The organism is Phormidium tenue FACHB-1052 (genome assembly GCF_014696675.1).
GTDB lineage: Bacteria > Cyanobacteriota > Cyanobacteriia > Phormidesmidales > Phormidesmidaceae > Nodosilinea > Nodosilinea tenuis_A.
Genome location: NZ_JACJQN010000032.1, coordinates 18,841 through 30,934, shown reverse-complemented (window position 1 = coordinate 30,934; position 12,094 = coordinate 18,841). Strand labels below are relative to the sequence as shown.

General features: G+C 47.8%; 14 protein-coding genes. All 14 read right to left on the bottom strand.

Translation table 11 applies throughout. The annotated features are described in order from the left end of the window. Positions 1-538 precede the first annotated feature (538 nt). Positions 539-1,117 (bottom strand): extracellular catalytic domain type 1 short-chain-length polyhydroxyalkanoate depolymerase, encoded by a 579-nt coding sequence (locus tag H6G07_RS26585; RefSeq protein WP_277882115.1) that lies wholly within the window; start codon positions 1,115-1,117, stop codon positions 539-541. 207 nt (positions 1,118-1,324) lie between these two features. Next, positions 1,325-1,702 (bottom strand): nuclear transport factor 2 family protein, encoded by a 378-nt coding sequence (locus tag H6G07_RS25715; protein ID WP_073611263.1) that lies wholly within the window; start codon positions 1,700-1,702, stop codon positions 1,325-1,327. Positions 1,703-1,768: 66 nt separating this feature from the next. Beyond that, positions 1,769-2,170 (bottom strand): RidA family protein, encoded by a 402-nt coding sequence (locus H6G07_RS25710; protein WP_073611269.1) that lies wholly within the window; start codon positions 2,168-2,170, stop codon positions 1,769-1,771. Positions 2,171-2,221: 51 nt separating this feature from the next. Next, positions 2,222-2,797, bottom strand: a complete 576-nt coding sequence (locus tag H6G07_RS25705) for a TMEM175 family protein (RefSeq protein ID WP_073611262.1) — start codon at positions 2,795-2,797, stop codon at positions 2,222-2,224. A 160-nt stretch (positions 2,798-2,957) separates the two neighbouring features. Next, positions 2,958-3,683 carry an alpha/beta fold hydrolase gene (locus H6G07_RS25700; RefSeq protein WP_073611261.1) on the bottom strand — a complete coding sequence of 242 codons (726 nt, stop codon included), beginning with the start codon at positions 3,681-3,683 and terminating at the stop codon, positions 2,958-2,960. 31 nt (positions 3,684-3,714) lie between these two features. Further along, positions 3,715-4,560, bottom strand: coding sequence for an alpha/beta fold hydrolase (locus H6G07_RS25695; protein WP_073611268.1), 846 nt, complete (start codon positions 4,558-4,560; stop codon positions 3,715-3,717). Positions 4,561-4,853: 293 nt separating this feature from the next. Then, complete coding sequence (locus H6G07_RS25690) at positions 4,854-5,420, bottom strand: DUF981 family protein (protein ID WP_073611260.1); 567 nt, start codon at positions 5,418-5,420, stop codon at positions 4,854-4,856. 174 nt (positions 5,421-5,594) lie between these two features. Next, the gene (locus tag H6G07_RS25685; protein WP_073611259.1) at positions 5,595-6,059 is read right to left on the bottom strand and encodes a lipocalin-like domain-containing protein; all 465 of its coding nucleotides are present in this window, start codon (positions 6,057-6,059) and stop codon (positions 5,595-5,597) included. Between the two features lie 30 nt (positions 6,060-6,089). Next, entirely contained in the window at positions 6,090-6,953 is an 864-nt protein-coding gene (locus H6G07_RS25680) for a dioxygenase family protein (RefSeq protein WP_073611258.1), read from the bottom strand. A 301-nt stretch (positions 6,954-7,254) separates the two neighbouring features. After that, a complete protein-coding gene (locus H6G07_RS25675; protein WP_199312461.1) occupies positions 7,255-8,208 on the bottom strand; it encodes an NAD(P)/FAD-dependent oxidoreductase in 954 nt (317 codons plus the stop codon). 167 nt (positions 8,209-8,375) lie between these two features. Next, on the bottom strand, positions 8,376-9,122 hold the full coding sequence (locus H6G07_RS25670) for an SDR family oxidoreductase (protein ID WP_073611257.1): 747 nt from the start codon (positions 9,120-9,122) through the stop codon (positions 8,376-8,378). 179 nt (positions 9,123-9,301) lie between these two features. Then, positions 9,302-9,883: an ester cyclase gene (locus H6G07_RS25665; protein ID WP_073611256.1), complete on the bottom strand. Its 582-nt coding sequence runs from the start codon at positions 9,881-9,883 to the stop codon at positions 9,302-9,304. A 112-nt stretch (positions 9,884-9,995) separates the two neighbouring features. Further along, on the bottom strand, positions 9,996-10,964 hold the full coding sequence (locus H6G07_RS25660; RefSeq protein WP_073611255.1) for a zinc-dependent alcohol dehydrogenase family protein: 969 nt from the start codon (positions 10,962-10,964) through the stop codon (positions 9,996-9,998). A 64-nt stretch (positions 10,965-11,028) separates the two neighbouring features. Then, positions 11,029-12,072, bottom strand: coding sequence for an LLM class flavin-dependent oxidoreductase (locus tag H6G07_RS25655; protein WP_073611254.1), 1,044 nt, complete (start codon positions 12,070-12,072; stop codon positions 11,029-11,031). Between the last annotated feature and the right edge of the window lie 22 nt (positions 12,073-12,094).

The following is a 12,094-nucleotide window of genomic DNA, read 5'->3' as shown; positions in this document are numbered from 1 at the left end:
CTGCCCACCCCGAAGGGGTTTACCAATATTTCCATTCATCGCTGCCGCGCGGTCTATGTGCCGATCGCCCTCCACTTCTTCTGCCCACCCAATATCGCGGATTTTAGGTACCAATAGATCTCTGTAGGTATTGAAATCTCGCTCATTTTTTGCGAAATCATACTCCTACTCAGCAACTCCCCTTTCAAAACGTTGCCCCAATTGACTATGACTTCGGGTGGCGCTTGGCGAAATCCCAGATAATGGCACTGGCATCGGGACCAGCATGATCGATATAAATACCGTCTCCAGCAGGGCCTGGCCAGACATGTCCCATATCCTGGACGAGGTACAACTCGACGACAGACGTACCATCCAGCGTGGTGATGGTGGTATGTGTGTAAGAATGCCTGCTTTGTTCTGAAGGCACAGTTGTCGTCTTTTCGACGAGGTTTAGACTGTCGTTGAGTAAACCGTCATCAACAAAGTCACCGACCGCAGTCCAGTGTGCAACTAGACGAGTGGCAACTATGGGCGGAACGACAGCATCCTCCTCGCTTTAGATGACGAGCAGCGGTACCTGCCGCGCCCGATCGCCCATCTGTGACCACGCCTGACGTGCCGTGTAGTCCGGTGGTGTGGAGTCAGGGTCGTCCGGGTTTACCTGGTTCAGCCCATACTCACCACCCGCAGTCGATGTCACCGTTGCGAAGACATCGGGGTAGGTCGCAGCGAGAATAACAGCAGCCCCCGCACCCGACGAGGCACCCGCGACATGCACTTGGGCTAGGTCTGCGTTGTACGCCTCGACCACCTGTCGGGCAACGCCAGCGAGAAGCGCAGGTTCTCCGCTGTAGCGGTGCTGCTCCCGTGGGTCAGACGAGTTCCAGCAGTTGATCATGTTGCGAAACATTCGTTGCGTTGGGTAGACAACGATGAAGCCTTCGCGGTCAGCCAAGCGGTTGAACTGCGTCGTAGACTTCATCGAGTTCCATCCGTAGCCCGTCATTCCGCAGCCGTGAATCGCCATCATTACTGGCAGTTGAGTCGTGCCATCCAACTGAGGCGGAAGGTGAACCTGGTAGCGTAGAGAACCGACATCACTTTCGTACAGATGATTGTGGTCTCCTTCCTGCATCCACCAGGGAAGTCCGAACTGGAAAGCTGCAATGACGATACCGACGGTGGCTATGACTGTGACTGTGACGAGGATGCTGAAGGTGATCCAGAGCGATCGCCATTGCTTAAAAGGAAGGTCTGACCGCAACCAATCGGATTTGATCGCCTTTTTCAGGTTTTGTCCTCGCAGGTGATGAGAGAAAAATTTCATGGTAATCGATTCCTTTTATGCCGTGTTGCTGCTTTCATCCTCGACCTTGGTTTTGATCACGAAAGCCTTTAATTCGACCATCTTGCCGCTGCGAAAGCGCCAGACATCACAGTACGAGTAATGAGCCGCTTTCCCGTCTGCGTCCTTCAGGGTGATATCGCCAACTGCCGTGACAAAATCACCCTCAGCGATTAAGTTGGCGACCGTAAACTTTGGCGGCTCTATGTATGTCTCTGCCATATATTGGCGAACAGCTTCTTTTCCGTTAAGGGTCTTGTCCCCTACGAACGCCCATTTCGTGTCGTCAGTGCAGAACGACAAGAATCCTTCATAGTTGCCTGCAGCGTTCGCCGCATTTGCCGCTTCTAAGATGGCTTTATTGTTCGCTGACATGTGAATCTCTCCTTTGTTCAGGTGGATACTTTAACGGAGCCGTCTCTGCTGCCACTGATGCGAAACTCACGGAACAATTGCAGTAACACGAATTTCAATCCGCATCGTTGGCAGCCCGAGCGCTGCAACGCCTACCTGTGTCCAAATTGGGGCATGGTTGGGCATGTAATGGCGATATAGCTTGACCATCACCTCATTAACTTCTGGGGGCAACCCACCAACATGGTAAGAATTGATGTGGACAACATGCTCCCAACCCGCGCCAGCCGTTGCCAAGGTTCGCTCTACATTCCAAAACGCCTGGGCGATCTCGTCTGCAAGCGATTCGGGAATTTGCAGATTGTCATCCCAGCCACCTTGACCTGATGTCTCCACGCGATCGCCAATTTTTACCGCTTGCGAGAAGTGCAAGTTATTCAACATATATTCCCCATAACCGGGGGTGACAAAAAACTCGGGCTTATGCATGATGTTCCTTGGTGCAGTACGTTTAACTTTTGTTATATCGAACATAGAACTTTATGAGTTCAACGCCTTTTCGATACGACGATCGGGAATGAGCCATAGAACTGCAACCAGAACATATAACGCACATGCAAGCCAAGGGATTGCAAAAGCAAGTGGAATTGTAACTGCGTAAATCAATACCGATGACTTGCCTTTAAAGTTCCGACCAAGAGCATTTGCAAGGGTGGAATCTTGACCGTGGTGAAAAACAAGTGTGCGGGTCAGAGTGAAGTAGGCGATCGCAGCCAACAATAGAACCACACCATAAAGCGCCACAGGCAACGCAGCAAAGAGATTTTCACCCATCCATGCGGTGACAAAGGGAAATAACGATAACCAGAACAACAAATGTAGGTTTGCCCACAACGTTGAACCATTCACTTGTCGGACTGCCTGAAACAGGTGATGGTGATTGTTCCAGTAAATACCAACATGCACGAAACTCAACACATAGCTTAGAAAAATTGGAATCAACGGACGTAGTGCAGCTAAATCTGGCTCATGAGGTATTTTTAACTCCAGTACCATGATGGTGATAATAATAGCAATTACCCCATCGCTGAATGCTTCTAACCTACCTTTAACCATTTTTGGAGACGCTCCTTGTTTGCTTACTACGTTGTCAGTAGGTGAGCTTAATTAAACGTAGCTCTGAATCTCTAAAAGCCTTGCTACACTGTGCTCGGCATTCGGTTAGCGCCCTTGTTTTGGGGATAAGCAATTGTCTGTTGTTCATCTCAACTATCAGCTAGTCGCGCCCTGCCGCAATCATTTTTTCTGCCAAACCGACCGGGTTGGAAAACATCACCTCATGACTACCGGACATTTGCACGAACCGAAATAGTCCCAAGCGGCTAGACATTTTGGGATGCCAACCCCAATCGCCTTGAGGAAGAACGGTGTCTTCGGTACAGTAGAGGTAGCTTTTGGGGATGGGCAGCGAGTAAAACTGCTTCAGGTCTAACTTATCAAGCCACGGTTGATACGGTTCAGGCGATAATTGTGCGTAACTCGATCGTGCCAGTTCGAGGTCAGCGTCGTTGATAAACGCTTCTCGCCAAATCTCAAAAGGTAGCATCACTGTATGATCGCCCGATTGTCTCGCTAGCTGCTCGGATAACGCTTGAGAGTGCGGTGGGGCGTTGTCGTTGATGCTTTCACCATCATTGAGGACAAAGGCATTGAAGAAGATGAGTCGTCGAATGCGATCGCTGATTGCTTCAGCAACTTTGGCAATAATTGTTCCACCGAAACTATGTCCGACTAGAACGATATCGTTTAAGTCTTCACTCACAATGTAATCGACGATCGATTGCGTGCATTGAGCATGATTGACGTTTTTGTTCACGCCTTTGCCATGTCCAGCGATCGTGGGCGCAAAAGCATGATGTCCCTTTGCTTCTAGTTGATCAATGACTGCCCGCCAAGCAGAGCCATCATGCCAGGAGCCATGAACTAAGACAAAAGTCGACATAGAATCTCTCCTTGTAGATGTGATCTGGAAATCAAGCTCGTCCGTTCTCTTGAAGAAAGTCCAGCAACAGGGGATTGACCTGATCAGCGTGGGTCCAGTTGATGGCGTGTGGTCCACCAGGAATGACAACCAATTGACTGTTTTTGATCAACTTTGGAAGTCTTGCTGCGGTGGACTCTAGCGGCAGAATGCGATCGCTATCGCCATGAATAATCAGAGTCGGTATATCAATGCGGGGAAGATCATCGCGGAAATCGGTGAGCCAGGAGGGTACACAATCCAAAGTCCCTTTAGCAGAAGCCCCTGCTGCTACATTCCAACTGGCTTGAATCGCTTCATTGCTGATGTGATCGCCAAGCAATACATCAACATTAAAGAATTCTCTGAAAAATGCAGAGAAGTAGGCTAGACGGTCTTCAACAATCGCTTTCATAATGCCATCAAAAACGCTTTGATCAACACCCTCTGGATTGTCGTCTGTCTTTAACAGAAACGGTGGAACGGGAGCCATCAGCACGGCTTTCTGCACCCGCTCTGAGCCGTATTTGCCAAGATAGCGTGTGACTTCACCTGTTCCCATTGAGAAGCCGACCAGCACGGTATTTTGCAAGTCAAGCTTGGTCATGAGTATATTCAAATCGGCGGCAAAGGTATCGTAGTCATAGCCAGATGAGGGCTGACTGGAGTTGCCAAATCCTCGGCGATCGTAGGTAATTACTCGATATCCTGCATTCAGTAAAACTAAAACCTGCTTCTCCCAAGAATGTCCGTTCAATGGAAATCCATGAATCAGAACAATCGGTTGACCTGTTCCCAGATCTTCGTAGTAGATATTAATATTTGCAGAGTTTTCTTGACCAACAGTAATGTAAGGCATGAGAGGTTTCTCCATTTTAAACGCATGATGTGTTTTTGTCTGTTACATCACAATTGTTATGCAGCGATCGAGCGCCGTCTTAACGAGGTTCTGTCGCAAAACTATTGTGAATAAACACATGACTTAGCTTGAAATCAATTAAGCAATAACTCCGAAAATTTGAGACACGAATTCTACTTGTGCTCGCACATCGCCTCTCTCAACCTCCTCCACTTATCCTTTACGAATCATATTGATGGCCTTGATAAGGGCAGTTTGAGCCTGCTTACTTTAACCATTAATCAGTTTTTGCGCTATAACCTGGGTTGCCACGTTGAGAAGGTTTCAAGATGTGCCCAGTAAGCATCCAGTCCGATGTGAGTAAAGATGAGGGCTGCTACAAGTAATACAATTGCTCCAGTCGTTCGTAAAAGCCGATTTTTTCTGAAATAAAGCGTTGGTGCAGAAAACACTCCGCCTAAGCCAACCAAAATGAATGCAATTCCTACCCGCAAAGGCGTTGGTGTTAACCCTAAGTTGATGAAGCGAACGCCAATGAGAAGTGATACTAGACCTGCAAAAAATCCATAAATACTTAGGGTGAGCAGATCCCAACCCGTTGCCAGAGCTAGAGAAGTTCCAACAAACAGAATGCCAAACAGGACACTTGTTTCACCATAGGCAATATTGAAACTACCAATCACAGGCCAGGTAAACGTCATGTGTAAGCCAGTAACTAACGCGATCGTGCCAACCAGACCAAAGCCTGGAACCCAGCGTTTCTGATTGGATTCATCAAGACCAAAGTATACATAGGTTGCTAGTAAAACAAGCCCAGCTACCAGATTCATGAGCATGAGTGTAATGTAGTCGATAAACATTTAGATCTCCTGCAAGTGTTTGATACCGGAAATATTCATGTTGTAGAAATCTGAAAAACGAGTGTTGTGTTGTTCTCATTCTTCATTTCTCTGATTTAAAGCACTGAAGTTTACTGATCTCATCTACAAGTCAGAGGCAGCTTTTATGTGCTTAAATCTGGGTTCAAGACGTAATCAAATGCGTTCCCACACCAACTCGAACACTACCTCCACACCATCGTTTAGGACTGGCAAAGTTCTCAGTGTTACTTGGTTTTCGTTTAGAGTAAAGGTGCGAACCAACGTTGTACTCACTCGATTCGGAATGGATGCAATTTCAATGTGATGAGTTACAGTGTTGCCACTCAAGGTATAAGTTCCTGCATAGGCATTGAATGTTGTGAATGCTTGAGCAAGTTCTTCAGCCGGTAGAGATTGCATCTCTGGACTCAACGGCGATCGCACTTCCTGACTCAACGATGGGCGATCGCTCCTAGAAAACATCACCATCATGTGACCATCTGATGTGTAGGTGATGTAGCCAACCGGATGAGGTCCATACACGTCTGGAGTCACCGTTCCATCAGCGTAAATGGCAGTTGCAGAAATTAGCTTCCAAATGCCAATTAGCAGATTGTTCTGGATTGATGGTGTAGACATAATGTGCAACCATTGCTTGATGATTCTCCGCTAGAGAGTAGCGGGTTTCAACACAAAATCAAACTCAGTCGTGTAAAACGGTTCACTTTGATTGTGTGCCTTGAGTTCGTCTAGTGCTTCGTGCTTTTGCAATTGAACGATCGCCGATCGCACGGCAAAGGTTGTATCTGAATCCAGGTGAGGATCGCCATCAATAAAAGTTTGTGTTGTCAGTGGAGTGTACTCCGGAGCACTGAGTTTGAAATGGATGTGAGCTGCCCGCCAGGGATGCCGTCCCAAGAGTCCCAGCAACTCGCCACATGGACCACTGCTTGGTATTTTGTAACCTAGTGGCACGACAGTTTCAAACCTATACGTTCCACTCTCGTTCGTTTTGAACCGTCCCCGAAGGTTCCCCAACGGCTGAGATGGCTCTTGGACATCATATAATCCTTGGGAATTGGGTTGCCAAACATCAATCAGAGCATTGGCGATCGGTTGACCGTTCAAATCTAAAACCCTGCCTGACAGGAAAAGTGAGTCTCCTTCTGGATCAATACCCAAGCGATCGCCCATCTGCCGTTCTGGTGCATTCGGCACATACAAGGGTCCTTCTAAATTGCTTTCTGTACCGCGATGAGCATCGTGCAGCAATTCTACTAACTCTGAAATTCCCAGTAGATCTGTTAACGCCTGCATTTCTCCAGCGGGAATCTCCTGAGTATGATGACTGACCCGGTTGAGAAAATTGCGTCCCTGCTGCAACTCTGATTCAGTCAGCTTCACCTCACGCACAAAGTCATGCAAATGTCGAACCAAGCTCGTGTAAATCTCATGGAGTCGCGGGTGAGATTTGCCGCGATCGCCATGATTGATAACGGCTTCAGTGATAGTGTCAAGTGTGATGTTCTGCACGATTAAACTCCTTTTTGATTACGTGATTAATGAGGGTTGTTTTACGGCGGCTGTCTTGACTGATAGTCTGTGTCCTAATCTAATTGGCTACAGCTATACCAGTGAAACTTTGCTTGCAAGTGTTGTCATCTCGCACTGCCATTCGACTACTGCGCTACCAACCCACCACCACAAAAACTGCATCATTAGATCGCTCTGTAGACTTGATATGTAATTAACACGCATGACTTTCCCTACTTTCTTGGTCTATGAAACTAGACAGCCGCGATGCTTGTTCTGATAACGATTGGATTACCTTGATTTAGACGAAATCTTCCATAATCAGAGAGTGATTTAAGCCGCTAGCAGCAACGCTACCCTGAAAAACAGCGGCGACGATCACTTGCAGGGGTGAAGTGATGTCACCTGCCGCATAAACACCTTTGACGCTAGTTTCGTTAAAAACATTGATCGTCTTGATTAAATTGAATTCATTCAACTCACAGCCTAACTTTTCAGCTAGGTTTGAACGGAGTGTTTGCTTTGGTCGGATCAGTATTCCGCGACGCGAAATTTTCTCATTTGTCTCAAAAACAATGTTTTCCAATTGTCCGTTATCGCCTTCGAGTCGGATAATTTTCTCTTCGCGGACAAGGATTTTGTGGTTTTCCAACAGTGTCCTTTGATCAGCGGTTAGATCGGCTTTGCCGTTTGTGCAGAGGACTAAATCAGCACTCCAATTTTTCAGCAATGCCGCCATTTCGATGCCCGTTTCACCATTTCCAACAATGGCAAGCGGCTCTTCACGCACTTCCCAGGCATGGCAATAGGGACAATGAAACACGCTTTTGCCCCAGAAATCACCAAAGTTTTCGAGAGCTGGAAATTCATCCATTACCCCAAAAGCCAGCAAAACTTTGCGCGTTTTTTTGATCGTGCCATCCTCAAACACAACTTCAAATTGATTGCCGGATGGGTTGATTTCCTTGACCCCGATCGCTTGAAATTCAACGCTTTTATAAGGTTTGAGTTGGTCGCGCCCGATGCTCAAAAGTTCATGCGGACTGATGCCATCGCGGGTAAAAAAGCTGTGCGACTCGTGTGCGGGAGCGTTACGCGGATTCCCTTTGTCGCAGACTAACACTCGACGGCGACTTCTGCCTAAAAGCAGTGCCGCACTAAGTCCAGCGGAACCGCCACCGACAATGACGCACTCGTAAATCTCTTTGTTTTGGTTCATCATCTCTTTCTGTTCTCCAACTTTGGGTATAATCATCAACTCCTAAATTTTCTTTGTCTTATTTCACTTGAGTGTAGTCAGTTCCAACATTCAACTTCTTGCAGATTCCTATGGAGTTTCCTATGGAATTAGCGAACCGATTTCAGTGTTGCTTTAATAATTCGCTTGAAGTGCTGTATCAAACATTTCGCACTGCCTTTCGACTACTGCGCTACGAACCCACCATCTATCATCAACGTCTCACCTGTTATGAACGATGCTAGGTCAGATGATAAAAATAGGACTGCATTTGCAACTTCAAGCGGTGTGCCAGCCCGTCCGATCGGGTGAAGTCCTGCTAAGTAAGCTTTGGCTTCATCTGTAGAGGCTTCAAATAAATCTGTTTGGATTGACCCTGGCGCAACGACATTGATGCGAACACCCGCTTTGGCATATTGGAGGGCAGTCGCTTTTGTTAAGCCTACTACCGCATGTTTACTCGCGGTGTAGAGAAGTATGTTAGGCAGTGCAACGACTCCAACCGCAGATGCCATATTGACGATTGCACCACTTCCCTGTTTCAACATCTGAGCGATTTCATATTTCATCGACAACCAAACGCCTTTAACATTGACGTTCATCGTGTGGTCATATTCAGCTTCCGTTTGCTCAATCAATGAGGGATTTTCGGCGACTATGCCTGCATTATTAAAGGCAATATCCAACCGACCAAAAACGTCAACCGTCTTATCAACCATTGCTTTAACATCGGCTTCTTTCGTGACATCTACTTGCACAAAAATCGCCTCTCCGCCAGCATCTTGAATCAATCGAACCGTTTTTTCACCTTCATCAATTCGACGACTCACCACCACCACTTTTGCCTGTTGTTGGGCATAAGCGATCGCCGTTTCTCTGCCAATTCCCGATGTCCCTCCCGTCACTAAAGCAACCTTGCCTTTAAGCATCATGATAGTTACCTCTCGTTGTGAATAGTTATGTTACTTGCGTCAAAAATTCAATGGGTAGCAATACGTGTAGAGGCCAGCAGCAAGAAGCACCTCGCTCTATAACCAGGATGAGTAACATGAATAACGATCCTGGTTGCAAAATGGCGGGTTTGGGTACTGATGTTTGCTGGCACCTACACTTAATCGCGCTCGATTAGTGTGTTTGAAGGTAAGTTGGGATCGATCGCCTTACGCGCACTGTCAACGCCCACGACGGGCAGTGTACCCGGATCGAGCAAGCCGACTTGAACCAACACACTTGCCTGATCCCAGTAAATGTGTTCATGGGCTATTTTGCCGTCACGGAACTGGACGATTGCTACTACTGGCACTTCTACCCGTTTCCCGGTGGGAGCAACGCCGGGTAATATCCATTCCATCCAAACAGTATGGGTAAACTTAGCCATCATTTCATCCACAAGTTGATCTGTCCCAATCGTGCGCGAGATTAGGGTCAACTCCGTGTCCGGCGGCATTTGTGGAATGAGGTATCTGGAATAGAACTCGCGCAGTGCTGGTTTCCCGACTCCCCCAGTCATCACCGGGATGTGGTTAACGTAAGCATCTTCAACCATCGTAGCGAGGGCATCTTCAGTACTGTGAGTGCCAAACTCATACTGCAAATGCTTTTCCCAAAGTGCTTGCAAAGACTCTTGGGCTGGTGTCAAATTGGTAGTTGCTTGTAAATTTGCTTGTCCGTCTACAGTCTGCTCTTTGACCATGATTAAATACTCCTAGTTCTATCTTCTGTTTCTCCTGTCCCAACCAATATTGACCTTCAGCACACAACCAAACTCCGATCCGTTTAGCAATTACTAACGCCGTAAAGCTGGTTTAATCTTCTGTAAATTTCAGCACGATCTTGCCCCGTGTTCCTCCCTGCTCTAGACGCTGATGTGCCAGAACAACCTGATCCCAAGAAAAGACTGAATCAATCACTGGGCGAAGCTGATAACGCTCGATGAGTTTTGCCAAAGCCTCTAATTTTGCTCGGTACTGGGGTGAAAAAACAAAATGAATCGTCAGATTCTTACCCCATGCTTCAAGAAGCGATTGCGGTATTGCAACGTCTACAATGCTTGCAAGCCTACCAAAGGGGCGAATGATTTCTAGACTACGCTGAATTGTTTCTCCGCCGATCGTATCTAGAACTAAATCCACACCCAGTTCATTTGTTTCTTGACGAATGACTTCTACGTAATCTTCATTTTTATAATCAATCACTCGATCTGCGCCCAGTTCTGTCACGAAATCTCGGTTTCTAGCACTGCACGTCGCAAAAACGTATGCCCCGATCGCTTTAGCGAGTTGAACTGCGATCGAACCCACTCCACCCGCACCCGCATGGATGAGAACTGTTTCACCAACTTGTAGATTGCCCCTAGTCACTAGACAATCCCAAGCCGTTCCGCCTGCAAGCGGAAAAGAAGCTGCTTCAATGTGCGATAGATTTACAGGCTTCAATGCAACAATCGCTGCATCAGCCACATGATACTGAGCGTAGCTACCAAATTCTCCAAAAATTTGCGGTGAGTAATACACGTTGTCTCCCACCTTAAAATCAGTCACAGCTTCGCCAATTGCCTCAATCACCCCCGAAACATCAACTCCAATGATGGCGGGTAATTGAACCAGTTCCTTGTAATCACCACGACGAGTTTGGTAATCGACTGGGTTAATCGAGGTTGCACAAACTCTAACTAACACCTGATTCGCCTTCAGTGTTGGTGTGGGAACCGTTTGAATCTCAAATTTCTCAGCATCACCAAATGCAGTTAATACGGCTGCTTTCATAGATTCCATCTGTGCTAACTCTCCTTAATTGAGAATAAACAAGAAAACTTCAAGTATTAATATCCACCAGAGGTCACTGGATGGGTTGTTGCAAAGAATCGTTCAAGAGTGGCGACATTTGCATTCCAATCAGTTCAATAGAGCGCATCAGTTGGGCGTGATTCATCTGCGCGTTGTCCATTTGAAACGTTACTCTCGAAATGCCGCCGAGCGATTCGCTGTGACGGCGGATTTTCTCTGCCACTTCTTTGGGACTACCGACCAATAACGCGCCGGTCGCGCCGCGCTGTGCATCAAAAGCGGCGCGCGTAACGGGCGGCCAGCCTCTCTCTCTGCCGATTCTAGTGAACGTTTCGGCGTAGCCCGGAAAGAACTCTTCAACGGCTTGCTCGGTTGTATCGGCGACATAACCGATCGAATGCAATGAAACTTTCAATGTTTCGGGCGCGTGTCCGGCGTACTCTCCGGCATCGCGGTATAAATCTATGAGCGAGCGAAAGCGATGCGTTTCGCCACCGATAATGGCGACCACGAGCGGCAGTCCAAGCATTCCGGCGCGGCGGAAAGATTGCGGCGTACCGCCGACCCCGATCCAGACGGGAAACGGCTTTTGCAGCGGACGCGGATAAATCGCTTGGTTTTCCAGCGCGGGGCGAAATTTGCCCGACCAATCGACTGTTTCGTTGTCCCGAATTTTAAGCAAGAGTTCGAGCTTTTCAGCGAAAATCTCGTCGTAATCGCCGAGGCTAAATCCAAACAGCGGAAAGGCTTCGGTGAACGAGCCGCGCCCGACAACCATTTCGGCGCGACCTTTTGAAATCAAATCGAGCGTGGCGAATTGTTGAAACACGCGCACCGGGTCAGCCGCGCTTAGTACCGTAACCGCGCTGGTTAGACGGATGCGCTCGGTGCGTGCGGCGGCAGCGGCGAGAATAACTGCGTTTGCCGAATCTAAAAATTCATGCCGATGATGCTCGCCGATACCGAAGATATCCAAGCCAGAACGGTCCGCCTGCTCTATTCTCTCCAGCAGTTCGGCGACAGACTGCGCGGCATCCGCCGTTTCACCATTTTCACTCGTTCCAACCGAGGCAAAACTGTCAATCCCAACTTCCATATCATTTCCCAAGCGTTTTGCG

Excerpts from the sequence above, each read along its gene's own strand:
- H6G07_RS25715 (WP_073611263.1), bottom strand. The coding sequence starts at position 1,702 with ATGTCAGCGAACAATAAAGCCATCTTAGAAGCGGCAAATGCGGCGAAC.
- H6G07_RS25690 (WP_073611260.1), bottom strand. The coding sequence starts at position 5,420 with ATGTTTATCGACTACATTACACTCATGCTCATGAATCTGGTAGCTGGG.
- H6G07_RS26585 (WP_277882115.1), bottom strand. The coding sequence starts at position 1,117 with ATGCAGGAAGGAGACCACAATCATCTGTACGAAAGTGATGTCGGTTCT.
- H6G07_RS25700 (WP_073611261.1), bottom strand. The coding sequence starts at position 3,683 with ATGTCGACTTTTGTCTTAGTTCATGGCTCCTGGCATGATGGCTCTGCT.
- H6G07_RS25685 (WP_073611259.1), bottom strand. The coding sequence starts at position 6,059 with ATGTCTACACCATCAATCCAGAACAATCTGCTAATTGGCATTTGGAAG.
- H6G07_RS25670 (WP_073611257.1), bottom strand. The coding sequence starts at position 9,122 with ATGATGCTTAAAGGCAAGGTTGCTTTAGTGACGGGAGGGACATCGGGA.
- H6G07_RS25675 (WP_199312461.1), bottom strand. The coding sequence starts at position 8,208 with ATGATTATACCCAAAGTTGGAGAACAGAAAGAGATGATGAACCAAAAC.
- H6G07_RS25705 (WP_073611262.1), bottom strand. The coding sequence starts at position 2,797 with ATGGTTAAAGGTAGGTTAGAAGCATTCAGCGATGGGGTAATTGCTATT.
- H6G07_RS25665 (WP_073611256.1), bottom strand. The coding sequence starts at position 9,883 with ATGGTCAAAGAGCAGACTGTAGACGGACAAGCAAATTTACAAGCAACT.
- H6G07_RS25695 (WP_073611268.1), bottom strand. The coding sequence starts at position 4,560 with ATGCCTTACATTACTGTTGGTCAAGAAAACTCTGCAAATATTAATATC.
- H6G07_RS25710 (WP_073611269.1), bottom strand. The coding sequence starts at position 2,170 with ATGCATAAGCCCGAGTTTTTTGTCACCCCCGGTTATGGGGAATATATG.
- H6G07_RS25660 (WP_073611255.1), bottom strand. The coding sequence starts at position 10,964 with ATGGAATCTATGAAAGCAGCCGTATTAACTGCATTTGGTGATGCTGAG.
- H6G07_RS25655 (WP_073611254.1), bottom strand. The coding sequence starts at position 12,072 with ATGGAAGTTGGGATTGACAGTTTTGCCTCGGTTGGAACGAGTGAAAAT.